The organism is Roseburia sp. AM51-8 (genome assembly GCF_003478275.1).
Lineage (GTDB): Bacteria > Bacillota > Clostridia > Lachnospirales > Lachnospiraceae > Pararoseburia > Pararoseburia lenta.
Window position 1 is genome coordinate 47,363 of sequence record NZ_QUEY01000004.1, and the last position, 25,114, is coordinate 72,476.

The following is a 25,114-nucleotide window of genomic DNA, read 5'->3' on the forward strand; positions in this document are numbered from 1 at the left end:
GAAATATATGCCGGCTCACAATAAAATATCTTTTTCGACAGGCGTGTAAAATATCTCCGCGATCTCTTTTGGATCTCTGGTAATGCCCAGGATCCACATCAATTTGGTCACGATCGCCTCTGTTGTCATGTCAAAAGCCTCGATCAGGGACAGTTTTTGCTTGATGGTCTGCCCCACTGCATAGACCTCCATATCACTACCCTCATGCGCCACCTGGGTGGTGACGACCAGGACTTTTTTCTCCTGCGTCCACTTGCTGATCTCCGCCTCAAAAGCATGGTCACCGTAATAAGGCACGCCGCCCACACCAAAACTTTCCAGAACGACCGCGTCATAGTGCTCTTTCAGATAATCAAAGATGGCAGGATCGATCCCCGGTATCATTTTCAAGACAAATACCCTCGCCGAAAAATCATGGTAAAAAATAGGATTGCCCTCCGGCTTTGGCTCCTCGATATAAAAGACCAGTCGGTGATTGCGAAAGATGGCGATTTGTGGATAATCAATGCTGGAAAAAGCATTATAACTTTTTGTCCGGGATTTTCTTGCCCGCGTTCCCAGGATGACCTTGTTATCAAAGATCACATGCACACCGCATGCACGGTCATCCGCCGCATAGATAAAAGCATTGAGCAGGTTGTCTCTCGCATCCGTATTCTCCGCCGCGATCGTCACCTGGGATCCCGTAATAACGATAGGCTTTCTGCTGTTTTGGATAAAATAGGACAGGGCTGCCGCTGTATAAGCCAGCGTATCCGTTCCATGCGTCACGACAAAGCCATCGTAAGCCGCATAATTTTCCTCGATACAGGAAACCAGTGCCTTCCAATGCTTGGCATAGACATTGGTGCTGTCAATATTAAATAACTGAATGGCGTCGATCTGACAGAGTTTTGACACTTCCGGTATATAGGTCAGGATCTCCTCTGAGGTGATCTCCGGTCGCAATCCTTCTTTTGTCTCAACGGAAGCGATCGTTCCGCCAACAGCGATCATACAAATCTTTTTCATTTTCTATCTCTCTTTTCTTCTCGGCATAGACAATATGTGGCAACTGCATCTTTTAAACATATGGTCTCAAAATATATATCATATCCACCGTAGGTCAGGTTTCCAAGTCCATGCATGCCTTGTGACGGCTTTGTTTTTAAAGTTTGTAAAAGCGGACTCATGTTGCAATTTTGGCACACTTCTGTCAATGCTATATCCAGACATTTTGCTAGTGCTTCCTTGCATGTCCAAAGAAGGGTAAAATAAAAATCGGTCTCGGTTGTCTTTTGCAAAAAGACCTGCTCCGCCTCAGTAAAAAAGCGTCTGCACAGACTGTCCCGATAGCGTCCCAGCATCTCAACATCCACTCCCACCATCTGATCCGCCACGATACAGGCACACCAGCCTTTACAATGTGACAGGGAAAATTGAACGTCCTCTAAAAAAGGTTTGCCCCTCTCCGACATGCCATAGGAAAAAGGTGCAGACAGCCCCCGGACTCGTAACATATCTTCCAAAAGGTGACCGGCGCAAATGCTCTGCCTACGGGAAGATCTGCTTTTTATGGCATCCGCCTTTTCTTTTCTGGCAGGACTTAACGATGCGTAGTAGTCTTTGATCTTGGCATCCGCTTCTTCCGTATCCGCAGGCGGGATCTGCTCCAGCCCAAGATCAGCAAAATCTGAAATCTTCATAATGACAAAGCCCCTGTTTGTACCATTCACACTTACTGCAAGACGACTCAAATACTTCTTTTGTCAGATACTTGTCTGCCTGCTGCATGAGCTGACCATATGTGTAGGTCTGCCCCTCCAAAAGATGCAGAGGTTCCAGCAGATGCTGATCCTTGCTCTTGACATGATTGGTCGCATCCATGCAATATTTACCCTCCACCAGATTCGGACATTTTTTGCAGATCTCATCCGGATCACTCACCAGTAAAAGCGGCTCGTCTGCGTGATCTTTGAGCCAGGTGACCATCTTAGTCATATTCTGGCAAAATGCCCCGCTGTAACCATAGCCCTGATATAAATTGGTACACATAATGTGATGTACACGAAAATGCTTCATTTCTTTTCTCCCTCGTATACCGGCTCTTCTGTATCCAGCCCAAAATACGCTATCTTTTCCACATCCTGTGCCAAGATCTGACTTCCCAGATCATAAACGATATTGGAAAGGACATACTCATCCTGATTGACATAGATTTCTATAATATTTGCATCCACATAAATATCAAGATGCCTGCCATCCTGCAAGATGGGCGTGCAAAACTCCTTGCCCACTTGGGCTTCCTCGCCAAAAAGATCCGCTCTTTCTATGGCCAAGACCTTGCTTCTGTCCGTATAGACCTTTTCCTGATAAAAGCGGATGACATAGCCCCCGATATCTATATGTGCTCCCTCCAAAAGATCCAGACTGATCTTTAATGGTCTTTGATCCCGCAGGACGTCTTCTGCCTGTTCCTTTTGCAAAACTCTTGTAAAAAGGCTCTCCACCGCCGGATGCAGTCCAAAACGCAAGTCACCCTCTTTTTGCCTGACCAGACGCGGAAAGGTCAGCATACCGATCCTGCCGTCTGCAAGCGGACGCGGCATACGCATCCATGCCATGACAATGCGTATGCCTTTTTCATCCAGTGTACTTTGCGGTGCATAAAGATCCATGCCATAATCTATGAAACGGGGGTGTGACAGGATCTTTGCCTGTTTTTTTCCCGGATCAAAGGACAATTTTGTCCAGACTGACTGATTGGGATAACTTGTCCCGGTCTTTTCTATGCCAATGGGCGACATGATCAGATAATGTTCTCCGTCTATGGAAAAAATATCCGGGCATTCCCAGGTATGGCTCTTGATGCGCTCGTCGCTTACCACGGATGCAAATTGCCAGTGCAGACCATCCCTGCTGCTATAGAGCAAAAGATTTCCCTGCTCCCCCTTACGGCTGCCCAGGACCATAAAATACTGTTCCCTTTCCTGCCAGACTTTTGGGTCTCTGGTATCTCCGGGATGACCGACCTCATTTTCCGAAAACGTCGGGATGATAATGCGTTTTTCTTCCGCCGGAAAATGCATGCCATCCGGGCTTTCCAGCATTGCCTGACATGCGATCAGCCCACTGCCGCTCACATGAATATTTGCCGGATCCATGGATGCATAGACGATCGCAGTGTAGTACAGATACATTTTCCCATCGATCTCTATGGCAGACCCGGAAAAACAGCCATTACGGTCAAAATCCCTGCTGGGATATAAGGCGATCCCCTCATCTTTCCAATGCACAAGGTCTGTCGAGGTCTTGTGCCCCCAGTGCATGGTTCCCCACCGGCTTTCGTAGGGAAAATATTGATAAAACATGTGGTATTTGCCCCGGTAGTAGATAAATCCATTGGGATCGTTCATCCAATGGTCTCTGGGCAGAAAATGTAACGTTACCGCCATCTCTTACGCCTCCTCATGCGTCAGTACGTCCGATACCTCCGTGATCGTCACATAGGCATGCCGATCCTGTTCCTGCACGATCTGTCTCACTTTATTGATCTGGAAACGGTTGACAACAAAATAGATCATGGTCTTATCCTTATCCGAATAGTAGCCCTTGGCTCCCAGAAGCGTGATCCCGTTACCAAATTCAGAAGAAAGTGCCTCGCAGATATTGTCGGGATGGTTGGTGATGATCATGACGGATTTCGCCTTATCCAGACCTTCCGCAACAAAGTCCACTGCCTTGAGCGCGATCGCATATGTGATGATCGAGTAAAGCGGCAGGATCCAACTGCCCATGACAATGCCCGCAAACACATACAAAATAACATTGTAGCCCATAACAAAAGTTCCTACCGTAATGCCAAGTTTTTTTGAAAAAAGGATGGCTAAGATCTCCACGCATCGATGGCACCGCCGTAGCGTATGGTCAGACCACTGCCGATACCGGAGATCAGTCCGCCAAAGATGGCACAGAGCAAAAGATCCTGCTCTGCCAAAGGCGAGGCGATCGTCACATCCACCGGCAGGATATCCGTGATGATCCAGGTTCCCATAGAATAGACAAAAACGGCATAGACCGAATAGAGGGTAAAGGATATGCCCATTTTTTTGTAACCATATAAAAACAAAGGGAAGTTTAAGAGCAAAAGAAATACCGACAGGGACAGATAGCCCGGTGTCACCTGCGCCAGCAACATGGAAGTACCTGAGATCCCAGAGTCATACAGATTGACCGGGTACAAAAAACAGGCCACGCCAAAGGCGTTGATCAAACCTGCGATCGTTAGCATAACAAAGTTTTTGGGTTGTAATACGTCTTTTTTCATCTAGTCTCCTCTCATTTCAAACGGCGTTTACAAGACTTCATAAAAACTAAAATATGCTTTATTGTACCAAAAAATGCCCCTTGTCTCAACCTATGCTTACTCTCTTTGACTGTCGCCTGTCACATAATCAATGACAATGCCCGGCTGCACATTATAGCAAAAGACATCAAAGCAGATGCCCTGTCCTGCATCTTCTACCGACCATGCTTCCATGTGCACGCCCCGCGCCACAAGATCGTCTCCCGAAAAGATCGGCCTTACCCGGTACAAAACATGGTTTCCGGTCTCATCCACATACGCGTCTACCATATCCTCAAAAGGCAGCATGCCCTCCACATTCAGATAACGCGTACCTGTAATGAGATTTTTTTCATTGGCATTTTCTCCGGTCAGTTGATAGCCGATCAGATGGCAGCGGTTATACAGATAATTGCCGTCGATCAGATCGTTATATTTGACCGTATGCCAGCCACTCGGCCGTACCTGTCCGATCTCCCCGCGCTTCTCTGTCGGCTGGGTCTGGGGACAGACATTGGCAAAGGTCAGTGTACATCTTCCCAGATCGTCTAGATCTCCATAGTAGGTAAATGCCTCAGTGGTCTTCTTTTCCTCCTCTGTAAAATCCGGCACATTGTCCCCTAAGACTACATAGGGGGCTCCACTATAGTCCGGTATGTCACTTAGTTCTTCCGCACCTACTTCTGTCGTAATGCCGTTCGGGAGTTTCTGGTCCGTGGTATCCTGCCCCATGCGTCCCAGATTCATGCCGATCAAAAGTGCCACGATCGCCATAGCGGTTGCTGTCATCTTATTTCTTTTTAGCTTTTTATATCTGCTCATCATCTTTTCCTTGTCATGTATTTTATTCTTTTTATGCCCGTCTATTATAGCGCATTTTTCCTCTGCCTTGCATCCCCTTTTATTTTGTGATTTAATAAGCGCGAAGATGCAAAAAGGAGGTTGATTTCCAATGAAGAAAGAATTGAACTGGGCAGTGATCGGTACCGGCGTGATCGCTAATGAAATGGCACAGGCACTGCAAAAAATGGACAAAAAACTCTACGGTGTCGCCAACCGCACACAGGAAAAAGCCCTTGCCTTCCCCAACCGGCTCCGACGAGCAGGCGACCATGCTTTTACAAAATGATCTGGGGCAGATGGCTACCGTAGCCTTATCCATGCATTCCAAGCAGCCAAAACGCGCCATGATCAGTTTAGAAAAAGGCTATATCGAGATCATGGAATACCCACGAGCCGATAAAGCCTTTATCGTCGATGCCGCAGCGGGCGACAGACGCGAGATCTGCGCCGGTCAAGCGGCAAATGCCCTCTATTATGAAATGAAGGATATGGAAGATGCCATCCTTTCCGGGGATGACAGCATCATGCGCCTTGCCCAGTCTAAAGATGTCATGGATATCATGACAAAGGTCCGTAAAGACTGGAATCTAAAGTACCCGGGCGAAGTCTGGTAATTAGTGAACGCGCACCTTTCCCACACATTTTTTGACCGGGGATGCCTGACTTCCTGCACGCATGCCAGGTTTATGTGCGATGCTCGGTGGCAGGATCGCGTAGGAACCGGAAGATAATACCATATGGCACATTTCTGCAGGTTCCTGCCAAAATGCCACGTCACGGTCTGCGTCATAGGCTTCCTCTACAGTAAGCCCTGCCACATTTACCGTATCAATGGCTTCCTCGCCGGAAATGATCCACTGAATATCCGTATAGTTCTTGTGGGTTTCCAGGCGACAATCTGCCACTTCCTTGGTCTCATACTCCTGGATCATAAAGTAGAAATCTCCATCCACTTCATAAGTGCCGACTGCCATAGTGGCTAAGTCCTCTTCTTTTAAATATGCTACTGCTTCCTCTAAAGTCATTTGTATTCTCCTTTGTCAAAAATCTTATCCTCTACTCTAGCACTTTTTCTATCTGTATGCAAAATTGCTACTCCAGGTTTACCTGAATGCTGCCTCTCGCATGTCTTCCCTTACAAATAATGCGATACCTGCCATCCTTAGGAACCACTATGGTCTGGATATCCTCACTCCAATCTTCATAAGATTGACTTGCAAGGACTTGACCCTCGCTATCCTCGATCGTGATCTCAATATAACCATCATCAATATCATGCCCGATCGCGATCTGATCCCCTTTTTGCGCCTCATACTCGCGTTCCAGTTCCGTATTCATCCGTTTGCTCTCTATGGAAAAACCATTCTCCCGGTCTGTGACCGAATAATCGGAACGATTGGCATATAGGATCAGAATACCGGTCACCAGAGCCAGCGCTACCCAAAGTACCGCCAATCCTATATATTTGTACTTAACGCCTTCTGCCGCCTCTGTTTCCTCTGCCAGTTTCTTTTCACATTTATAAAATTGCATTGTCAATACTCCTAAGTATAAGAGCGCCAGCAGAATGGTTATCCAAAGTATCATGGTGATGATGAGTCCGCTTTTTCCGGATCCCATGTAGATCAGTGAATCCAAGCCGATCCAAAAAATAATATCTGATACGCAAAGGGTAAGATAAGGAATATATCTTGCCTTAAAAACACGCCGTACCATGCAAGCCGGGATACATCGTCACAAAAAATATCTTCATCCTCTGCGATATCCTCTTTTTTCTTCCGAAAATAAGAACTCTCATCAAAATCAAACAAATATTCCCAGCCGCAGTCCGCAAACATCTGTATATAGGCGTCTCCACCGGTCTGATCATAGTCGGTGCGGTAGATCACATCCTCCGGCTGACACTTTTCAAAAATATAGGCACGGACATAGAGATAACGGAGTGATATCTTTACCAGTTTCCAGCCTTGCTGATGCATTTTGCGCAAATATGCTTCTTCTTTTTCATATTCTGCAATGGAAAAATACTTAAAAGTGATCTTCTTATCTTTCATAGCTACATCTCCTTCATATTCCGGTACAATCGGTCAATTCGTTTCTTTTCGGTTTCCAGCACTTCCCTGCCGAGTGCCGTGATCTCGTATATTTTCCGCTTGTCCTCCTCTCGCACAAAAGAGATCAGTCCGTCCTTTTCCATCTTTGACAGACTGCCATACATGGTTCCCGGTGCCAATACAATGTCACCACCCGTCATAGTTTTTACCTCTTGCACAATGCCATAACCATGGTTGGGTTCCTGTAAACACAGTAAAATGTAAAAACCTGTCTCCGTCATTGGCACGTATACTTTTTTGATATGCGCATCCATGATAAAACCTCTTATATTCCAGAATATATATCGCACTTCGATATATCATATTGTATCGCAGTGCGATATATGTGTCAAGGAGTTTCTGTGCCCATACAAAAAGGCAGGAATTTCTTCCTGCCTTTCACTGTACTTTCTTCTTTTAATGATATTGCTTTAAATATACTTCCACTGACCTTGTCATTTCCTTAGAAAAGTCTGAATTGTATTTGCGCTCGCAGAATGCTGCGCACCAATCTTCAAAAGATCTTTGCTTACAATGGTGTGCCAACATACCACGCAGTTCTGCTCCATCCATACTGTGATACGTGTTTTCATGCACAATGTATTCCTGTGGGCAGCGTTCTGGTTTCTTGCGCATCTTTTGCTGGTCGGTCGGCCATCCGTAAACCAACATGGCTGCTGGAAATACATAGTCCGGCAAATGCAAAAGTTTTGCGACGTCTTCCTGATTTTCTATGATGTCACCGATATAGCAGGATCCAATGCCAAGACTTTCTGCCGCCACGACCGTATTTTGCGCTGCGATCGTCGCATCCGTGACCGCAAGCATGAGATCTCCCACACCGGGATGTCTTGGGCTGCAGCCTGCCTCTATATAGGCATCATACCATTTCTTACAATCTGCACAAAATACCTCCACCATATCTGCCTTTGCGATAAAAGGCTGATGGTCACAAAAATCTGCCAGCGTATCCTTGATCGCCTGATCCGTCACATCAATGATCGTATATAACTGCTGACATCCGGCAGAAGGTGCCTGCGCCGCCGTCTCTAAGATCGTCTCTTTCATGTCTGCCGGGATCGGTCTGTCCTCAAACACACGTACAGACTTTCTGTCATAAAGGCTTTTTATGATCTCATTCATGCTTCCTGTCTTCCTTTGCTCCCTATAAGTACATACACCCAGATCTTCCCGGCATATCATCACCTTTTACATAACGGGCATTGAATTCCATATTGATTTGTCGAAGTTCCTTTTTCCCGTCAATATAATCCTGATACATTTCTGCTAATCCCGGCATACAGCCGTCACAACTTGCTTCTATATTTCCAAGTGCATCTGCAACGATTTTCTCCCGTTCTTCCTTTGTTGTTTCTGCAATCAAATAACTCATATGTTTTTCGTCCTTCTATATCTGCACTAATTTATACGTTCTCGTTCCAAGCCCCATCTTTTGTGCATGATCAAGACAAGATTCCCATTCTGTATCCGGGTGCGTCATCTTAAAATGATCGTGTCCACAATGTGCATGCACTTCTTCTGGTAAATTCTTTTCATTTTCATCTAACAGACTTCCTGACATCGCAGGCATTTTATTGCAAAGGTCAGCACATGCCTGGTCTAATGCTACCGGGTCAAAAGATGCAAGCATTCCGATATTCGGAATAATTGGAATATCATTTTCTGCATGGCAATCACAGTTTGGCGACACATCACAGATCAATGAAATATGAAAACATGGTCTGTCTTTGCAGACTGCATATGCATATTCTGCCATTTTACAATTCAACATGAAAACAGAATCTGCAAAATTCGCTGTAATCGCATCCTTTGGACAAACAGCCAGACATCTTCCACATCCCACACATCTGTCATGATCAATCGTCGCTTTTCCATCTGTAATAACGGGTGCTCCATGTGCACAAATGCGACTGCATGCGCCACATCCCACACACAGATTCTTATCTGCACTCGGCTTGCCCTCACAGTGCTGTTCCATCTTACCGGCTCTTGATCCGCAGCCCATACCGATATTTTTGATCGCACCGCCAAAACCTGCCGTCTCGTGTCCCTTAAAGTGTGTCAGAGAAATAAAGACATCTGCATCCATAATGGCATGTCCGATCTTGGCTTCCTTTACATATTCCCCATCGATTGGAACAATCGTCTCGTCCGTTCCCTTTAAGCCATCACCAATGATCACATGGCAGCCTGTCTGTAAGGGCGAAAATCCGTTGACATAGGCTGTATCCAGATGATCCAGCGCATTCTTTCTGCTGCCGACATAAAGGGTATTGCAATCCGTAAGAAATGCCTTTCCGCCGAGTTCCTTGACATAATCTGCAACCACCTTGGCATAATTTGGACGAAGAAATGCAAGATTTCCATATTCTCCAAAATGGATCTTGATGGCAGCATATTTTTCATTAAAATCAATGTTTTCAAATCCAGCCTGCTTCATAAGACGATGCAGTTTCTGGATCAGGTTCTCATGTTCTGTCGTTTTAAAAGATGTGAAATATACTTTTGATTCTCCCATGATCTTCCCTTTTCTTTCTCTTAAATACTTATATGTACTATAAAATCCCCGTGCCAAATAGCACGGGGATCCCATGATCCCAGACCGGGATATTATTGTCTATTTTTAGAACTTGCCAGCGTCAGCAGCCTCTTGAACGGATACAGCAACAGCAACGGTAGCACCTACCATTGGGTTGTTACCCATACCGATCAGTCCCATCATCTCAACGTGAGCCGGAACAGAAGAAGAACCTGCGAACTGTGCATCAGAATGCATACGTCCTAAAGTATCTGTCATACCATAAGAAGCAGGACCTGCTGCCATGTTGTCCGGATGAAGTGTACGTCCTGTACCACCGCCTGATGCTACTGAGAAGTACTTTTTACCCTGCTCGATACACTCTTTCTTGTATGTACCTGCTACCGGATGCTGGAAACGTGTTGGGTTGGTTGAGTTACCTGTGATAGATACACCAACGTTCTCAAAGTGCATGATCGCAACACCTTCCTGAACATCATCAGCACCATAACACTTAACAGATGCACGAAGTCCATCTGAGTATGCCTTTTCATATACTACATTAAGTTTTGCTTCCTTGTAGTCATACTTTGTCTCAACGTAAGTAAATCCGTTGATACGGGAAATGATCTGTGCAGCATCTTTTCCAAGACCATTTAAGATAACACGCAGAGGTTTCTGACGAACCTTGTTTGCCTTTTCAGCGATACCGATCGCACCTTCTGCTGCTGCAAATGACTCATGTCCTGCTAAGAAGCAGAAGCACTCTGTCTCTTCCTCTAATAACATCTTTCCAAGGTTACCATGTCCAAGACCTACCTTACGGTGATCTGCTACAGAACCAGGGATACAGAATGCCTGAAGTCCTTCACCGATTGCAGCTGCTGCATCAGCGGCTCTACGGCATCCCTTCTTGATTGCGATCGCTGCACCTACTGTGTATGCCCAGCATGCATTTTCAAAACAGATCGGCTGGATCTTCTTAACCTGCTCATATACATCAAGTCCAGCATCCTTTGTGATCTTCTCAGCTTCTTCGATAGAGCTGATACCATAACTATTTAAAACAGCATTGATCTGGTCAATTCTTCTTTCATATGATTCAAATAAAGCCATCTTCTTACGTCTCCTTTCTACTACTCTACTCTTGGGTCGATGATCTTAACAGCGCCCTGCTCTGGTGTAACACGTCCGTAAGAACCGGAAGCCTTTTCCCAAGCAGTATTTGCGTCATCACCCTTTTTGATGAAGTCTGTCATCTTTCCAAGGGAAACGAACTGGTAACCGATAACTTCGTCGTCAGCATCAAGAGCAATACCTGTAACATAGCCTTCTGCCATTTCCAGATAACGAACACCCTTTGCCTTGGTTGCGTACATAGTACCAACCTGGGAACGAAGACCCTTTCCTAAGTCTTCCAGACCAGCACCGATAGCAAGTCCATCATCAGAGAATGCAGACTGTGTACGTCCGTAAACGATCTGTAAGAATAACTCTCTCATTGCTGTATTGATAGCATCACAAACAAGGTCTGTGTTTAATGCTTCAAGAATTGTCTTGCCCTGCAAGATCTCTGCTGCCATTGCTGCGGAATGTGTCATACCAGAACATCCGATTGTCTCTACCAATGCTTCTTCAATAACACCGTTCTTAACATTCAAAGACAACTTACATGCGCCCTGCTGAGGAGCACACCAGCCCACACCATGTGTAAAGCCTGAAATATCTTCAATCTTCTTAGAATGCACCCATTTTCCTTCTTCAGGAATTGGAGCTGGTTCATGTTTTGCGCCCTTTGCAACAGGACACATGTTTTCAACTTCCTTTGTGTAAATCATTATAAGACTCCTTTCATAATACATAAAGCATGCATCATATGGCTATGCCTTGCTTAGTTAAAAAAATAACTAACACACTCTGCTTATTTTCTCACATTTTCTGCGGTTCGTCTAGACCTTTTTCTCTTTCCGTGCGCTTTCCTACGCTTCTTTTTTTACCACGTGGTCTTTATCTTTAAAAATGGAGTTTGCCGGGATGACTCCGCGTACACAAGATACTGGATAAATATTAGAATGTGAGCATACCACCGTACCCGGATTTAATACACTGTTACATCCAACTTCTACATAATCGCCAAGCATTGCACCGAATTTTTTAAGGCCTGTCGCAATCTCTTCCTTGCTTTCATAGCGGTCTTTTACAACCACAAGTGTCTTATCACTCTTAACATTAGAGGTAATGGAACCAGCCCCCATATGTGAATGGAAACCAAGTACGGAATCTCCAACATAATTATAATGTGGTACCTGAACAACATTAAACAGAATAACATTTTTCAATTCTGTTGAATTCCCTACAACACAGTTCTTACCAACAATAACATTGCCACGGATAAATGCGCCCGGACGTACTTCGGTGTCTTCATCAATGATGAGCGGACCATTTAATGTAGCTGTTGCTGCAATGGATACCGATTTTGCAATCCAGATATTTTCTCCGCGTCGTTCAAAAACTTCCGGATCAAGCTTTGGTCCGATTTCTTTAATGAACTCTCCGATTTTTGGCAATGCCTCCCATGGATAATCCACGGTTTCAAGCAATGGTGCTGCCAATGTCTGTGTCAGGTCATACATGTTTTTTACTTTGCAATGTTCCATTTTCTTTTCCATCCTTTACTATTTTTTATAATATTGTGCTGCTGCACGGTACATTCCCTGCATGGCATATTGATTGTTATTCGCCAGCACACGTGCTGTCTTTTGTTTGATAAAATTTTCCAATTTGACCATATATTCATCCGCCGTGATCTCACCGTCTGCCACGTAGGTCAGCCCCTTTTCCCAACTTGCCGTCAACTCCGGATTTAAAAGTGACGGGATCGAAGCATTCACGACGTCAAAGATCATTCTCCCTGTAAGGTCGGGGTGTAGATCTGGGTCTTTTTATTTAGAGCAATATACTTGTTATTTACCAGTTTCTTTAGGATCTCTGCACGCGTTGCAGAGGTTCCGATACCGCTTCCCTTGATCTGGGAACGCAATTCCTCATCCTCTATTAGTTGCCCGGCATTTTCCATGGCAAGGATCATAGCACCGGAATTGTAGCGCTTTGGCGGTGAAGTCTCGCCTTCCTTGATCTGCATGCTGCCGATCCCAACCTCATCGCCCTTTTTGATCTGGGCAAGGACTTCCGCCATATTGATGTTTAAATTCTCGTCCTCTTCGCCCTCGTTTTCCTCCGAGCCATTATCCACCGCTGCTGCCTCCTTGGCATCCGCCGTGGCAGTTTTTTTCTTGCGGAAAGAATATTCCATCAGGCTAAGATAGCCCGGCTCTTTTAAATATTTCTCGGATGCAAAGAAGTATTCACTTCCACTTTTTATAGTAAGATTTAACTTTTCATATTCTGCCGGCGGATAAAAGATCGCCAGAAAACGACGCACGATCGTCTCATAAATATAAACCGCCCTGCTATTTAATCCCTTTAAGGCAGACAAGCCCTGTCCGGTCGGAATGATGGCATAGTGGTCGGTGATCTGCTTGTCATTGACATAACGTGTCTTGGCAAGCCCCTTATACATCTCCTGATCCAGGATGGTCTGCGCGTAGTCCCGGACACCCGGAATGCCTAAAAGTCCACGGATATTCTTGTGGATCTCCTTTGCCACAGCCGTCGATAAGACTCTGGCATCCGTTCGCGGATAGGTGACCAATTTCTTTTCATAGAGTTCCTGCACGACCGCAAGTGTCTCGTCCGGGCTGATCTTAAAGAACTTGGAACAGTCATTCTGCAATTCCGCTAAGTTGTATAAAAGCGGCGGCTTTTTCTTTTCTTTCTTCTTTTCGATCTTCTCGATGCTTCCCTTTGCCTGTCCCATGATGCGCCGTTCTTCATCTAAAACCGCACTGCCGGGCTCCATCTCCAAGGTCTCCTCGATCAGTTTGACGGCACTCGCCATCTCTTTAAAGCCATTTTCCTTGTAAAGCAAAGGCGAATTCTCATAGCGCGATCCCACGACCGCTTTCCACTCCATGGAAAGATTGGCACCTGCCACATCGACCCCCGCCAGCACGCGGTAAAATGGTGTCTTTTCAAAATTGCGGATTTCTCTTTCCCGGCGCACGATCATGCCAAGAACACAGGTCATGACACGTCCGACCGACACCACACAATATTTTTCATTCAAAAAATTTGCCATGGAATTGCCATAGCGGATCGAAAGCAAGCGTGAAAAATTGATCCCCATCAGATAATCTTCTTTGGCGCGCAGATAGGCTGCATCGGACAAATTGTCATATTCCGAAAGATCTTTTGCCTCCTTGACCCCACGCAGGATTTCCTCCTCTGTCTGCGAATCAATCCAGACACGCTTTCTGACCTTGCCGGTCACGCCAGACATCTGTTCCACCAGACGATATATGTATTCTCCCTCACGTCCCGAGTCCGTACAGACATAGATGGTATCCACGTCGTCCCGCTTCATCAGGCTGGTAACAATACCATACTGCTTGGCACTTGAAGATATGACCTCGTATTTGAACTCCGTCGGTAAAAAAGGAAGTGTCTCCAAACGCCATTTTTTGTATTTTTCATCATAAACATCGGGATAACTCATAGTCACCAGGTGTCCGACGCACCAGGTAATGACCATATGCTCTCCCTCCAGATAACCGTCACGTCTGCTCAGATTTTCATCCAAAGCCGCACCAAACTGCTGTGCAACGCTCGGTTTCTCTGCGATAAATAAGGATTTACCCATAAAATTATAACTCCGTCATATCTACCAGCACGATCTCTGCATGTTCTGCTGCCAGTTTTTCGATCTCTGCATCAAATTTCTTGGCAGAGAAGAGATAGATCACATTTGCAGAAATCTTTGCCTTTTTCATCTGCACCAAAAGTTTTTCGTATCTTCCATAGGAAAATTCATCCTCTGTCCAGCTGCAGATGCCAACTACATTTTCCCGCTGCGCATTTTGCCCGATAATATCAATGGATCCCTCTTTTCCTACCCAGGTTCCCATTTTTACAAGTTTGATCGGCACCTGTCCCACATGGTTTAACAGTTGCAGGTATTCTGTACAGACACTGACAAAATACTGCTGCAGATAGGTATCCAATTCCTTTTCAATATAAGTTTCATAAAATGCTTCCGCACTCATGACATAAAGATCTGACAAATGCGGATAGATAAAAGTGAACCAGAAATTCACAAAATGATTGCGAATGTGATAAACCCCTTTCTTGGAGTTATCCCAGCCGCCGGTCTCGAAGGAAACCACTTTTTCAACAACATCAAAAGCCGCCAGATTTTTCATATACACACTGATCTTTGCCCGCGAATAGCCGGTATCCATAAAAAGATCATTTAATTTTTCATGTCCGGATGCGATCGATGCCAAGATCGTGTCATAGACAGACAACTCCCGCAGTTCGCTTCCAATGAAATCCTCTGCCTCCGAAAACAGATAGCCATGCGGCCGCAGGATATTATTGCAGATATTTTCCTTGATGCTCTTTTTCCCATTCCAGCGGTTGAGATAATCCGGCACGCCGCCGATGATACCATAAGTCTCAACACACTGTGCCACCGAATACTCCGGGAAGGCACGGACGACATCCAGAAAACTCATATCATCCAACTTCATGACCTCATCGACCTTTGCCATGGCATCCCCCAGACAAGTTGCCATATCCTTATGCGCCCACGCTAAGGACGAATGACAGAGCAGGATCATGACCGGTCCCGGATAAAGCCTGCGCGCCTTTAATTTTAAGATGCTTTCCATAAAATGCGGATCTTTTTTTACAATGCGGTCAAAAGCATCGATCATAAGAACCAGTTTGGACGCATCCCCACTCTTAACGCGGTTAAAGCACTCATCATAGGAATCGCGGGTCAGATTGACCTCGTACTGTTTTTCAATTTCCCTTTGCATCTGGTGCAGTTGTTCCTCGGCAGAGGCATTTCTGGCATGATAATAAAAGCACTTTTTATCCCTTGCAAAGAGTTGTAAGAGCAGTTCCATACCGCAACCGCTCCTGCCATACAAAATATACAACTGGTTGCCGCTCTTTTTATATAATTCTTCTAATTTCTTATACTCTGTGGCTCGTGTGATCATCTATGTTTCCCCATTTCTTTTTATCTCAAATACATAAATCTGCATTTAACAAGTCGCAATTTCTATTATATCTTTGCAGGAGAAAATTGACAAGAAAAAAAGGACGAAGCCCTAAGAACTTCGTCCCGATCCACATGATCTATTTCTTTGTGATATATCCCTGTGCCTTTAAAAGTTCTGCACAAAGAACTGCGCCGCCTGCTGCACCGCGGACTGTATTATGAGAAAGTCCAACGAACTTCCAGTCATATACCGTGTCCTCACGCAAACGTCCCACATTGATACCCATACCATTTTCATAGTTGACATCCAATGTGACCTGTGGGCGGTTATCCTCTTCCATGTAACGGATAAACTGCTTTGGCGCACTCGGAAGGTTTAACTCCTGTGGCAGTCCGGAGAATTTCTCCAACGCCTCGATCAACTGCTCTTTGGTAGGATTTTTCTTAAACTTCACAAATACGGCTGCGGTATGACCATTTAATACCGGAACACGGATACACTGGCAAGTGATGACCGGGCTGGTTGCCGGTACGATCTCGCCCTTTTCTTCATCCACATAGCCCCAGATACGGAGTGGCTCTTTTTCACTCTTTTCTTCTTCACCACCGATGTATGGAATGATATTTCCTTCCATCTCCGGCCAATCCTTAAAGGTCTTTCCTGCACCGGAAATTGCCTGATAAGTTGTCGCTACCACTTCATACGGCTCAAACTCTTTCCATGCGGTAAGTACCGGTGCGTAAGACTGGATCGAGCAGTTTGGCTTTACTGCCACAAATCCTCTCTTGGTTCCCAGTCTCTTCTTCTGATATTCGATCACATGCATATGTTCCGGGTTAATCTCCGGTACAACCATAGGTACATCCGGTGTCCATCTGTGTGCACTGTTATTGGAAACGACCGGTGTCTCAGTCTTAGCATATGCTTCCTCGATCGCCTTGATCTCATCCTTTGTCATGTCAACCGCAGAGAATACAAAATCCACCTCCGCTGCCACATCTTCTACTTCATTGACATTCTTTACCACTATATCTTTTACGGCTTCCGGCATTGGTGTGTCCATTTTCCAACGTCCACCCACAGCATCCTCATACCGCTTGCCTGCACTTCTTGGGCTGGCTGCGATCGTAGTTACCTCAAACCATGGATGATTTTCCAGCAGAGAGATAAATCTCTGTCCAACCATACCTGTTCCACCTAAAATACCAACTTTTAATTTTTCGCTCATGATGCTCTCCTTCTCACATGTCCGCTCTACGCAGACAACTGTCTTTCTAGGAAAATATGTTACGTTATTCCATAAAAAAAAGCAAGCACTTTTCCAATTTTACACAAATTCCACAAATGCCTGCCTTTTTCCTTATTTCTTTTGGTTATTTTTTCAAAAATTCCTTGTAAGACGCAATGGCTGTTTCCATTGCTTCCTTGCCCGGTGCTCCCGTCGTCAGACGCTTGTTGACACAGGTGTACATGGAAATGGCATCATAAATGTCCTCTTCAAAGACATCCGAGAACTCTTTCAATTCCTCCAATGACATATCATCGATCGCGATACCCTTATCAATGCAATAGAGAACCACACGTCCGATAATGCCATGCGCATCCCGGAACGGTACGCCCTTGCCTACCAGATAATCTGCGGCATCGGTCGCATTGGTAAAGCCATGTCTGGCGCTCTTTTCCATGACGTCTTTGCGGAAAGTCATGGTCTCTAACATGCCATCAAAGAGTTGGATGCAGCCATTGACCGTATCCATCGCATCAAATGCCATTTCTTTATCTTCCTGCATATCCTTATTATAGGCAAGCGGAATGCCCTTCATGGTCGTAAGCAGTCCCATCAGCGCCCCATAGACACGCCCAGTCTTACCACGCACGAGTTCCGCGATATCAGGGTTCTTTTTCTGCGGCATGATACTGCTTCCGGTACTATAGGCATCGTCGATCTCAATAAAACGGTATTCATTGGAATTCCAGATGATGACTTCTTCGGAAAAACGGCTCAGATGCATCATGATGGTAGACATGGCACTCAGGTATTCGATCAGATAATCCCTGTCGCTGACACCATCCATACTGTTGACGGTCGGTCCGTAAAATCCCAGCAGTTCTGCAGTATAATCACGATCCAATGGATATGTCGTGCCTGCCAATGCGCCGGAGCCCAAAGGACAATAATTCATGCGCTCGTATATATCGGACAAGCGCAAAACATCACGCTTAAACATTTCAAAATAAGCCCCCATATGATGCGCAAGCGTGATCGGCTGTGCCTTTTGCAAATGGGTAAAGCCCGGCATGATCGTCTCTGTGTTATCTTCCATAATGGAAAGAATGGTCTCAAGCAGATGATGGAGCAGATCCTTGGTATGTTCTACCTGACTTCTGGTATAAAGGCGCATATCCAATGCCACCTGATCGTTTCTGCTGCGTCCGGTATGCAGTTTCTTGCCCGGATCACCGATACGGTCGATCAGATTTGCCTCCACAAAACTATGAATATCCTCGTATTCGGATGTGATGGCAAGTTTGCCGTCTGCCACATCTTTTTCGATGCCTTCCAGTCCGACTAAGATCTCATCCCTTTCCTCTTCCGTAAGGATGCCCTGTTTTGCAAGCATCTTGACGTGTGCCTTGCTGCCCATGATGTCTTCCGCAAAAAACCGCTGGTCGAATCCGATGGAAGCGTTGAAATCATATACTAACTGATCGGTTGCCTTGGTGAATCGTCCACCCCATAACTGTGCCATAATACTTAATTCCTTTCCTCTTTTTCCTGCTGTCTGCTACGATATGAAAACACACACCCACAGTAATCCTGCCGATACATGCCATACTCTTTTGATAATTCTACGCTGCGCTTATAGCCCTCGCGTTTCTTAAAATCCGAATACAAATACGAAATGCCATAGTCTTTTGCCAGCGCTCCGCCGATTTCATTGAGCATCTGGGCATTTTTCATGGGACTGATGGAAAGTGTCGTCGTAAAATAGTCCATCTGCATTGCTTTTGCCAGTTTCGCCGTCTCTTCCAACCGAAGACGAAAACACTGCTGGCACCGCTTTCCACCCTCCGGCTCCTTCTCCAGTCCCTTGGTCACTTCATAAAAACGCTCTTTGTCAAAGTCTCCCTCCACAAAAGAGATCGGATGCTTTGCCGGAAAACGTTCGATAAAAGCCTTTTGTTCTGCCACACGTTTGTTATATTCTTCATCCGGGTAAATATTGGGATTGTAATAGAATACGGTGATCAAAAAATAAACGGACAGATACTCCAAGACATAAGAACTGCAGGGCGCACAGCAGGCGTGCAAAAGAAGTCTCGGCACCCTGCCCTGCTCCTGCAACTGAAGAATCGTTTGATCCAAAAGACGTTGATAATTCTGCTTCATGTACTATGCTTCCTCAGATGTCCAAAGATATAAAAATGCCACTGCCAGTACATATACGATTGCCATGAGTACCATAAAAACGGCTCTGCCAAAGCTAAATCCTGCCGCGATCTGTGCGATCACAAGGAGCCCATGTACCCAAAGCGGGATCCGGTTTAAAAGTGCGCTGAGCAGCACTTCCAAAATGGCGATCGAACAGATTGCCACAATGGGAATATTTAATACCGCAAAACTCACGACGATCAATACTACGGTCACCGCCAGAAAAATTCCAAGTGGTATGATTGGTTTATTTTTAAATACTTTGATTGCTTTTGTCATTTTAAGTGTCCTCTCCTGTTCTTTTCACTTAGCCCATTATAGCAAGTTTTAAAAGAAGAAACAACTACCACCTTTTCTCATCAGGAATAACTGATGCGATTGTTGACATGGTCATAATAATACACATGGTCGGAAAGGACTTCTTCCGGCATCACACAGGTAGCATTGACCTGACGTACCAGGGCAGACATTTCCTCCAGATCAAAGCGATTTTGATAAGGCAGCAAGATCAACTCATGCACACTGCTCGGCAAGATAACAAAATCGCTTTCTGTCACTTTCGCACATTTTTGCATGATCTGCGGATACAACATGACTGCCGCCCCAAAATACTGGTTGGCATTGGTCAGCACATACATCTGAAAATCTGCCAGATCTTCCATGTCTTCAATTTCCGGCAGACTCTGCCCTGCTGCTTCCAGCATAGAATCCACCAGTCCCGAAAAGGAATGCATCTTTGGTGCAAGCAATTTTGGCGTGTTGCGGCGGGCATAAGATAAGAGTTCTTTCGGCGTGATGTGCCAGATATCTAACATATCATTTCGGATCAGGATAGACGCATTACTCCTTGTCATTTGCTCAGGGAAGGTCTCATCCGCCAAAATATAATAGCAAAATACCACTGCTAGATCCAAATAGGGAACAAACGGCACTTCTGCCAAAAGTTCTTTGTTCTTTTCCATATTGACCAGTTTGTAGATAATATTTTCCCGCACTTTGGAAAAATCCGTGAAAAAAGATAGATCCACATCCTCTTTCAGGCGATACTCAGAAAAACTGGAAAGTATGCGGTCTGCGATTTCTGTCAGGGACGATCCCTCTTGAAAAATCTCATAACACGTATGTAAATAAATGGTTGGGGAAATGTTGACAGATGACTGAAGGATGCTCAGTCCGTCTAACCATAGATCGTTGTTCTTGAGAACAGGGCGCACATCAATCTCCTGATCCGCGTCAATCCGCTCCTCAAGTAAGGAAATCAATTCCTTTTTAAATATTTCGTATGTCATAAACCCTCCGATTCAGACATGCGCAAATGGAAAAAGCTCCGAATCAGACTCGAACTGACGACCCCTTCATTACGAGTGAAGTGCTCTACCAACTGAGCTATCGGAGCAACGAAATTATTATATCGAAAGTTTTCTGTTTTGGCAACGATTTTTTTATCTTTTTGCAAATCGAAGATGCGTTCCTTTGGACTTGGGGCTGGCACAGACTAGCAGGCGGACAGGGCACAGGATGCAGGGGGCAAAAACTGTCGCAGAACAGGGAGTCTCTGACGAGAAACTTTTTCTTTCTCTGATTAAAACTGTCTTTGCAAAGTTCGACAACCGTCTTGGATGATGTTCGCCTCTGTCAGATATGAATGCAAACGCATTAGAGATGCCCTGAATATCTGCCAGAGGCGGACACATCCTGACGGCAGTCGAAGCTGTGCAAGAGACACTTTATTAAAAGAAAAAGATTTCTCGAAGAGACTCGCCTAACCTGCTCCAAAGTTTTTGCCCCCTGCATCCTGTGCCCTGTCCGCCTGCTGGTCTGTGCCAGCCCCAAGTCCAAAAGGAACGCCCCTCATGGCAAAAGGAACGTCCCTCCTGCCTAGCGTAATTTGTAGTCCAAGCGGATCTTATCTGTGATCAGGGCGATAAATTCCGAATTGGTCGGCTTGCCCTTGCCATGATTGATAGTGTATCCAAACAGTGCATCAATAGTATCCATCCTGCCCCTGCTCCATGCCACTTCAATCGCATGCCGGATGGCACGTTCCACACGACTCGTGGTCGTATCATATTTCTTTGCGATCGTCGGATACAAGACTTTCGTAATGGAATTGAGCATCTCAATATCCTGTACGGACATGACGATCGCATCCCTTAAGTACTGGTAACCTTTGATATGTGCCGGTACCCCGATCTCATGAATGATATTTGTCACATCTGCCTCTAAGGCAGCCTCGGTATGCTCCTTCGTCTTTTTCTGATAAAAACCGGGCTCTACAAAGGCACGGGTTCTTCTTGTCTTTTTGATCCGCTGAATGATCGTATCTTTATCAAAAGGCTTCATGATAAAATAATCTGCCCCAAGAGCAAAGGCATCCTCTGTGACCTGTGGCTGGTTGACGGCACTTACCATGATAAAGTTCGGTGTCTTTTTAATACTCGTATCCCGCTGTACTTTATCCAGAACCCCCAGTCCGTCCATCTTTGGCATCACGATATCAAGCAGTACCACATCCGGCTCTTTCTCCTTGATCATCTGATACGCTTCTTCCCCATCTTTTGCTGTTCCAACTACTGAAAGTTCTTCATCCGACTGTACGATGGTGTCTAGCAACTGACGCATCAGATCATTATCGTCTGCGATTGCCACATTGAGTTTGTCCATACCATCCTCCTACTTTCTTCAAAATCTACGTTCCTCATTATTCAGCATATTTTGTATGTATGCTGTCGAAAGTAGTCGCGAAAAATGATATTTACAAATCCTATAGCATTTCCTCAATGAAAATGCCGTATCCTTTTGTAGGATCATTGATAAAAACGTGCGTTACTGCGCCAATGATCCTGCCTTCCTGATGATGGGCGATCCACTCATGCCCTGAACGATCCCGCCCATCTGGTCGATGAGTTTTTCATCCGTCACATGAAAGACAAAAGATTTATTCTTTTCCTTTGGTTCATAATCGATCTGGTCGATCATGATCTGATAAGCCTCCACCGCATCGCCTTCGCCAAACAGGATGGTCGCCCCCTCCCGCTTGATCTCCTGTTTATAAGCAACCGCATAGGAGTTTCCCGCATATGCCGTCTTTGCCGTCCCATTCATCTTGCCATAAATGCCCACATTGGAATTGCGCGTGATCTCTCCCAGCCGCGCCGCACTGCCATAATGGATCAGACCTGAGATCTCCCCCGGCGAACCGATGCTGCTAGGCGTGATCCCGGTAATGCTGGTCTCATACAGATAGCCCTCTTTCATACTAAGCGCCTGACTTCCCGATGTCGCGCTGATACCATGTCCCAGCGCCCCAAAAGAGCCATCCTCCTTGACATAGGTCAGGGTTCCTACCCCTGCCACATCATCTTTGACCCAAATGCCTAACTTATATGAGCCATCCTCCGTTTCCTGCGGCCGGACTTTGACTTCCATTTCTTCCCCATGTCTTACGACGGACAGGACCATGGCCTGCCCTTTTGACGCTTCTACCGCCTCCTGCAAGTCCTCCTTGTCTGAAAGTTCTTTTCCATCCCGCCCCGTAATGTAGTCTCCCTCCTGCAAAATATAAGCACAGGGAGATACTTTTTCTCCGGATACAGTCTGGATCTCTTTTAAACCGGCAACATAGATGCCCTGAGTCTGCAGATAAATACCGACCGGTCTTCCCACCGCATCCACGGACTGATCTCCGACAACGGTCCCGCTCATGGTCGCGATCGGGATTAGACCAAACAGTTTACAGGTATAGGTCTTTTGTATGCCCTTGGCATCGCTTCCACGCTCCGTCTGCACGGTCTCTTCTGTATGGGCTTCCTGCACACGAATAGGTGCCGCCAGTGAGATCTTATCACTGGCTTTTTGCAAAACAACCTCTTTGGGAATATAGGATAAAAGCATAAAATAGCAGGCTATGACATATACAATGCCGTAGGCTACGGCTGTTTTTTTGCGATTTTTCTGATACCATGCAAACATAAGCAAAACCTCCATGAAAAAGAAAAGGAAGGACATTTGTCCTTCCTTTAGTATGTTAGTTTTGCCTTATTTTAAACATCTTTCTTGCCTTGTGCCAGATCTTTCATCTCCTTGGCATTGTCTAAGACCGTCTGCGTGATGGTCGTTCCGCCAAGCATACGCGCCAGTTCCTTGATGCTGTCATGATAAGAAAGTGCCTCGATCGAAGATATGGTCTCATTGCCTACCACATCCTTCTGGATCAGATAATGATGATCTGCCATGGCTGCGATCTGTGGCAGATGCGTGATGCAAATGACCTGATGTTCCTTTGCGACCAGATGGAGTTTCTCCGATACTGCCTGCGCTGTACGACCACTGATTCCGGCATCGATCTCATCAAAGATCAAAGTATCAATATCATCATGCTCTGCCAGTACCGTCTTAATTGCTAACATGATACGCGACATCTCACCACCGGATGCTATATCCTTGAGCGGACGGATCGGCTCTCCCGGATTGGTACGGATCATAAACTGTGCATCGTCATAACCGTCTGCGCCGATATGATCTGTCTGCAAAAATTCCATGGAAAAATGCACATCCAGAAAATTCAAATCCATCAGGGCTTCTTCTACCTTGCCGGAGAGTTCCTTAGCATAGCGTTTGCGCATACCGGACAGGGCAAATGCCGCATCCTCTGCTTCTTTTTTGGCGTCATTTAAAGCCTGCGTCAACTTGGCAAGATAGGCCTCGTGGTGCATGAGTTTTTCCAAGCGGTCTTCCTTTTCCTGCTTTGCCGCCAGAATATCCTCAATGGTCGCGCCATATTTGTCCTTGAGGCGGTTGATCTCATTGAGTCTGCCGTCGATCTGGGCAAACATTTCCTCGTCAAACTCTGTCTCAGCCATATACTGTGACAGATCACGGTTGAAATCAGAAAGCAGGCTGTCGATGTCATTTAAACTTTCAAACATAGGCTCTAAGGCTTCATCATAAGACAGGATCTGATGCAGACGCTGCACAGCCCTTCCTACCTGTTCCGATGCCCCATCACTGCCGCTGGTCTGCTGGTATGCCTCGGAAAGTGCCTCCATGATCCGTTTGCTGTTGGATAATCTGCGATACTGATTTTCAAAGCGCGCATCTTCTCCGATCTCCAAATTTGCCTCTGTGATCTCTTTGATCTCATACTCTAAAAATGAGATCTCGCGCTCCCTGTCGCCATCCAACTGGTTGGCTTCCTTCCATTCCTGCTGCTTTGCGGCATAGGTCTTGTAGGCTGTCTGCATACGCTCTTTGAGCGGTCCTACTTCATTTTTGGCATACTCATCCAACATTTCCAGATGCTTTTTTTTGTGGAGCAGGGATTGATGGTCATTCTGCCCATGGATATCCAAAAAGATATCCCCCACCTGTTTCATCTTGATCGCCGGTACCATCTCGCCATTGATCTTTGCAACACTGCGGCTCTCCGTGATCTTACGGCTGAGGATGACCTCATCATCATAAGGCTCGATATCCAATTCTGCCAACTGCTTTCTCTGCGAGTCCCTGGTGATGCGAAAGACAGCCTCGACCAAGGCTTCCTTTCCGGGATCCCGCAACATGTCTTTTGACACCTTTCCACCAAGTGCCAGACCAAGCGCCCCTAAAATAATGGACTTTCCGGCACCGGTCTCTCCGGACAGGATATGCAGTCCGTCCAAGAAGGTGATGTCCTCCTCCTCGATGAGTGCAAGGTTTTTGACGTGTAAATTTTCAAGCATACTTGCTCCTTTCACTCTTCTTAAGCATTTTTAT

Annotated in this window: 27 protein-coding genes, 1 tRNA gene and 2 pseudogenes; 2 read left to right on the forward strand and 28 right to left on the reverse strand. The window is 45.7% G+C overall.

Translation table 11 applies throughout. The annotated features are described in order from the left end of the window. Window positions 1-15 precede the first annotated feature (15 nt). The 7 genes from DW996_RS09480 to DW996_RS09505 form a co-directional block, all read right to left on the reverse strand. Window positions 16-1,011 (reverse strand): asparaginase, encoded by a 996-nt coding sequence (locus DW996_RS09480; protein ID WP_118535544.1) that lies wholly within the window; start codon window positions 1,009-1,011, stop codon window positions 16-18. Further along, window positions 1,008-1,685 (reverse strand): 4'-phosphopantetheinyl transferase family protein, encoded by a 678-nt coding sequence (locus DW996_RS09485; RefSeq protein WP_118535545.1) that lies wholly within the window; start codon window positions 1,683-1,685, stop codon window positions 1,008-1,010. The genes DW996_RS09480 and DW996_RS09485 overlap by 4 nt, the downstream gene beginning before the upstream one ends. Then, window positions 1,663-2,061 carry a DUF1284 domain-containing protein gene (locus DW996_RS09490; protein WP_118281973.1) on the reverse strand — a complete coding sequence of 133 codons (399 nt, stop codon included), beginning with the start codon at window positions 2,059-2,061 and terminating at the stop codon, window positions 1,663-1,665. Before DW996_RS09490 ends, DW996_RS09485 begins: the two co-directional genes overlap by 23 nt. Continuing rightward, on the reverse strand, window positions 2,058-3,434 hold the full coding sequence (locus DW996_RS09495; RefSeq protein WP_118535546.1) for a glycoside hydrolase family 32 protein: 1,377 nt from the start codon (window positions 3,432-3,434) through the stop codon (window positions 2,058-2,060). Before DW996_RS09495 ends, DW996_RS09490 begins: the two co-directional genes overlap by 4 nt. 3 nt (window positions 3,435-3,437) lie before the next feature. After that, window positions 3,438-3,878: a YitT family protein gene (locus tag DW996_RS13640; protein ID WP_279220160.1), complete on the reverse strand. Its 441-nt coding sequence runs from the start codon at window positions 3,876-3,878 to the stop codon at window positions 3,438-3,440. Then, window positions 3,866-4,306, reverse strand: a complete 441-nt coding sequence (locus tag DW996_RS09500) for a YitT family protein (RefSeq protein ID WP_279220161.1) — start codon at window positions 4,304-4,306, stop codon at window positions 3,866-3,868. The genes DW996_RS13640 and DW996_RS09500 overlap by 13 nt, the downstream gene beginning before the upstream one ends. Window positions 4,307-4,402: 96 nt before the next feature. Next, window positions 4,403-5,146, reverse strand: a complete 744-nt coding sequence (locus DW996_RS09505; RefSeq protein ID WP_330428897.1) for a DNA/RNA non-specific endonuclease — start codon at window positions 5,144-5,146, stop codon at window positions 4,403-4,405. Window positions 5,147-5,276: 130 nt separating this feature from the next. Between DW996_RS09505 and DW996_RS13430 the strand changes: the two genes are divergently transcribed. Next, window positions 5,277-5,453 carry a hypothetical protein gene (locus DW996_RS13430; RefSeq protein ID WP_243098743.1) on the forward strand — a complete coding sequence of 59 codons (177 nt, stop codon included), beginning with the start codon at window positions 5,277-5,279 and terminating at the stop codon, window positions 5,451-5,453. Next, complete coding sequence (locus DW996_RS09510) at window positions 5,437-5,781, forward strand: hypothetical protein (RefSeq protein ID WP_243069567.1); 345 nt, start codon at window positions 5,437-5,439, stop codon at window positions 5,779-5,781. The genes DW996_RS13430 and DW996_RS09510 overlap by 17 nt, the downstream gene beginning before the upstream one ends. Here DW996_RS09510 and DW996_RS09515 read toward each other — a convergent pair whose 3' ends face one another. From DW996_RS09515 to recN, 21 genes and pseudogenes are all read right to left on the reverse strand, one after another. Continuing rightward, window positions 5,782-6,192 (reverse strand): YhcH/YjgK/YiaL family protein, encoded by a 411-nt coding sequence (locus DW996_RS09515; RefSeq protein WP_118535547.1) that lies wholly within the window; start codon window positions 6,190-6,192, stop codon window positions 5,782-5,784. It abuts the gene before it with no gap. A gap of 67 nt (window positions 6,193-6,259) precedes the next feature. Then, the gene (locus DW996_RS09520) at window positions 6,260-6,700 is read right to left on the reverse strand and encodes a hypothetical protein (protein ID WP_118535548.1); all 441 of its coding nucleotides are present in this window, start codon (window positions 6,698-6,700) and stop codon (window positions 6,260-6,262) included. A gap of 92 nt (window positions 6,701-6,792) precedes the next feature. Further along, window positions 6,793-7,221 carry a DUF2812 domain-containing protein gene (locus DW996_RS09525; RefSeq protein WP_118535549.1) on the reverse strand — a complete coding sequence of 143 codons (429 nt, stop codon included), beginning with the start codon at window positions 7,219-7,221 and terminating at the stop codon, window positions 6,793-6,795. A 2-nt stretch (window positions 7,222-7,223) separates the two neighbouring features. Beyond that, window positions 7,224-7,535 (reverse strand): PadR family transcriptional regulator, encoded by a 312-nt coding sequence (locus DW996_RS09530; protein ID WP_118535550.1) that lies wholly within the window; start codon window positions 7,533-7,535, stop codon window positions 7,224-7,226. Between the two features lie 142 nt (window positions 7,536-7,677). Then, a complete protein-coding gene (locus tag DW996_RS09535; protein ID WP_118535551.1) occupies window positions 7,678-8,403 on the reverse strand; it encodes a nitroreductase family protein in 726 nt (241 codons plus the stop codon). A 22-nt stretch (window positions 8,404-8,425) separates the two neighbouring features. After that, complete coding sequence (locus tag DW996_RS09540; protein WP_118281980.1) at window positions 8,426-8,653, reverse strand: purine biosynthesis protein PurH; 228 nt, start codon at window positions 8,651-8,653, stop codon at window positions 8,426-8,428. A 15-nt stretch (window positions 8,654-8,668) separates the two neighbouring features. Continuing rightward, the gene (locus tag DW996_RS09545) at window positions 8,669-9,799 is read right to left on the reverse strand and encodes a DUF362 domain-containing protein (protein ID WP_118535552.1); all 1,131 of its coding nucleotides are present in this window, start codon (window positions 9,797-9,799) and stop codon (window positions 8,669-8,671) included. A 105-nt stretch (window positions 9,800-9,904) separates the two neighbouring features. After that, on the reverse strand, window positions 9,905-10,915 hold the full coding sequence (locus tag DW996_RS09550) for a GGGtGRT protein (protein ID WP_118281982.1): 1,011 nt from the start codon (window positions 10,913-10,915) through the stop codon (window positions 9,905-9,907). Window positions 10,916-10,935: 20 nt separating this feature from the next. Then, window positions 10,936-11,637, reverse strand: coding sequence for an iron-sulfur cluster assembly scaffold protein (locus DW996_RS09555; protein ID WP_118281983.1), 702 nt, complete (start codon window positions 11,635-11,637; stop codon window positions 10,936-10,938). Window positions 11,638-11,778: 141 nt separating this feature from the next. Then, window positions 11,779-12,456, reverse strand: a complete 678-nt coding sequence (locus DW996_RS09560) for a UDP-N-acetylglucosamine pyrophosphorylase (protein WP_118281984.1) — start codon at window positions 12,454-12,456, stop codon at window positions 11,779-11,781. A gap of 18 nt (window positions 12,457-12,474) precedes the next feature. Next, a pseudogene (locus DW996_RS09565) lies at window positions 12,475-14,558 on the reverse strand (DNA topoisomerase). Window positions 14,559-14,562: 4 nt separating this feature from the next. Beyond that, window positions 14,563-15,924: an ATP-binding protein gene (locus tag DW996_RS09570; RefSeq protein ID WP_118535553.1), complete on the reverse strand. Its 1,362-nt coding sequence runs from the start codon at window positions 15,922-15,924 to the stop codon at window positions 14,563-14,565. Between the two features lie 139 nt (window positions 15,925-16,063). Next, a complete protein-coding gene (gene asd, locus DW996_RS09575) occupies window positions 16,064-17,155 on the reverse strand; it encodes an aspartate-semialdehyde dehydrogenase (protein WP_118535554.1) in 1,092 nt (363 codons plus the stop codon). A 145-nt stretch (window positions 17,156-17,300) separates the two neighbouring features. Then, a complete protein-coding gene (gene argH, locus DW996_RS09580) occupies window positions 17,301-18,677 on the reverse strand; it encodes an argininosuccinate lyase (protein ID WP_118281988.1) in 1,377 nt (458 codons plus the stop codon). Window positions 18,678-18,682: 5 nt separating this feature from the next. Beyond that, the gene (locus DW996_RS09585) at window positions 18,683-19,318 is read right to left on the reverse strand and encodes an epoxyqueuosine reductase QueH (protein WP_118535555.1); all 636 of its coding nucleotides are present in this window, start codon (window positions 19,316-19,318) and stop codon (window positions 18,683-18,685) included. A gap of 3 nt (window positions 19,319-19,321) precedes the next feature. After that, window positions 19,322-19,639, reverse strand: a complete 318-nt coding sequence (locus DW996_RS09590; protein ID WP_118535556.1) for a hypothetical protein — start codon at window positions 19,637-19,639, stop codon at window positions 19,322-19,324. Between the two features lie 80 nt (window positions 19,640-19,719). Further along, the gene (locus tag DW996_RS09595) at window positions 19,720-20,649 is read right to left on the reverse strand and encodes a DUF5688 family protein (RefSeq protein ID WP_118535557.1); all 930 of its coding nucleotides are present in this window, start codon (window positions 20,647-20,649) and stop codon (window positions 19,720-19,722) included. Between the two features lie 34 nt (window positions 20,650-20,683). Then, window positions 20,684-20,756 (reverse strand) — tRNA-Thr (locus DW996_RS09600). 482 nt (window positions 20,757-21,238) lie between these two features. After that, window positions 21,239-22,024, reverse strand: a complete 786-nt coding sequence (spo0A, locus tag DW996_RS09605; RefSeq protein WP_118281992.1) for a sporulation transcription factor Spo0A — start codon at window positions 22,022-22,024, stop codon at window positions 21,239-21,241. Window positions 22,025-22,124: 100 nt separating this feature from the next. After that, window positions 22,125-23,368: pseudogene (gene spoIVB, locus DW996_RS09615) on the reverse strand (SpoIVB peptidase). 35 nt (window positions 23,369-23,403) lie between these two features. Continuing rightward, entirely contained in the window at window positions 23,404-25,080 is a 1,677-nt protein-coding gene (recN, locus tag DW996_RS09620) for a DNA repair protein RecN (protein ID WP_118535559.1), read from the reverse strand. Window positions 25,081-25,114 lie beyond the last annotated feature (34 nt).

Excerpts from the sequence above, each read along its gene's own strand:
- DW996_RS09500 (WP_279220161.1), bottom strand. The coding sequence starts at position 4,306 with ATGAAAAAAGACGTATTACAACCCAAAAACTTTGTTATGCTAACGATC.
- DW996_RS09560 (WP_118281984.1), bottom strand. The coding sequence starts at position 12,456 with ATGGAACATTGCAAAGTAAAAAACATGTATGACCTGACACAGACATTG.
- recN (WP_118535559.1), bottom strand. The coding sequence starts at position 25,080 with ATGCTTGAAAATTTACACGTCAAAAACCTTGCACTCATCGAGGAGGAG.
- DW996_RS09535 (WP_118535551.1), bottom strand. The coding sequence starts at position 8,403 with ATGAATGAGATCATAAAAAGCCTTTATGACAGAAAGTCTGTACGTGTG.
- DW996_RS09540 (WP_118281980.1), bottom strand. The coding sequence starts at position 8,653 with ATGAGTTATTTGATTGCAGAAACAACAAAGGAAGAACGGGAGAAAATC.
- DW996_RS09555 (WP_118281983.1), bottom strand. The coding sequence starts at position 11,637 with ATGATTTACACAAAGGAAGTTGAAAACATGTGTCCTGTTGCAAAGGGC.
- DW996_RS09595 (WP_118535557.1), bottom strand. The coding sequence starts at position 20,649 with ATGACATACGAAATATTTAAAAAGGAATTGATTTCCTTACTTGAGGAG.
- DW996_RS13430 (WP_243098743.1), top strand. The coding sequence starts at position 5,277 with ATGAAGAAAGAATTGAACTGGGCAGTGATCGGTACCGGCGTGATCGCT.
- DW996_RS09510 (WP_243069567.1), top strand. The coding sequence starts at position 5,437 with ATGCTTTTACAAAATGATCTGGGGCAGATGGCTACCGTAGCCTTATCC.
- DW996_RS09590 (WP_118535556.1), bottom strand. The coding sequence starts at position 19,639 with ATGACAAAAGCAATCAAAGTATTTAAAAATAAACCAATCATACCACTT.
- asd (WP_118535554.1), bottom strand. The coding sequence starts at position 17,155 with ATGAGCGAAAAATTAAAAGTTGGTATTTTAGGTGGAACAGGTATGGTT.
- DW996_RS09530 (WP_118535550.1), bottom strand. The coding sequence starts at position 7,535 with ATGGATGCGCATATCAAAAAAGTATACGTGCCAATGACGGAGACAGGT.
- DW996_RS09495 (WP_118535546.1), bottom strand. The coding sequence starts at position 3,434 with ATGGCGGTAACGTTACATTTTCTGCCCAGAGACCATTGGATGAACGAT.
- DW996_RS09520 (WP_118535548.1), bottom strand. The coding sequence starts at position 6,700 with ATGCAATTTTATAAATGTGAAAAGAAACTGGCAGAGGAAACAGAGGCG.
- DW996_RS09485 (WP_118535545.1), bottom strand. The coding sequence starts at position 1,685 with ATGAAGATTTCAGATTTTGCTGATCTTGGGCTGGAGCAGATCCCGCCT.
- DW996_RS09480 (WP_118535544.1), bottom strand. The coding sequence starts at position 1,011 with ATGAAAAAGATTTGTATGATCGCTGTTGGCGGAACGATCGCTTCCGTT.
- DW996_RS09490 (WP_118281973.1), bottom strand. The coding sequence starts at position 2,061 with ATGAAGCATTTTCGTGTACATCACATTATGTGTACCAATTTATATCAG.
- spo0A (WP_118281992.1), bottom strand. The coding sequence starts at position 22,024 with ATGGACAAACTCAATGTGGCAATCGCAGACGATAATGATCTGATGCGT.
- DW996_RS09545 (WP_118535552.1), bottom strand. The coding sequence starts at position 9,799 with ATGGGAGAATCAAAAGTATATTTCACATCTTTTAAAACGACAGAACAT.
- DW996_RS09585 (WP_118535555.1), bottom strand. The coding sequence starts at position 19,318 with ATGAAGCAGAATTATCAACGTCTTTTGGATCAAACGATTCTTCAGTTG.
- DW996_RS09525 (WP_118535549.1), bottom strand. The coding sequence starts at position 7,221 with ATGAAAGATAAGAAGATCACTTTTAAGTATTTTTCCATTGCAGAATAT.
- DW996_RS09505 (WP_330428897.1), bottom strand. The coding sequence starts at position 5,146 with ATGAGCAGATATAAAAAGCTAAAAAGAAATAAGATGACAGCAACCGCT.
- DW996_RS09550 (WP_118281982.1), bottom strand. The coding sequence starts at position 10,915 with ATGGCTTTATTTGAATCATATGAAAGAAGAATTGACCAGATCAATGCT.
- DW996_RS09515 (WP_118535547.1), bottom strand. The coding sequence starts at position 6,192 with ATGACTTTAGAGGAAGCAGTAGCATATTTAAAAGAAGAGGACTTAGCC.
- argH (WP_118281988.1), bottom strand. The coding sequence starts at position 18,677 with ATGGCACAGTTATGGGGTGGACGATTCACCAAGGCAACCGATCAGTTA.
- DW996_RS09570 (WP_118535553.1), bottom strand. The coding sequence starts at position 15,924 with ATGATCACACGAGCCACAGAGTATAAGAAATTAGAAGAATTATATAAA.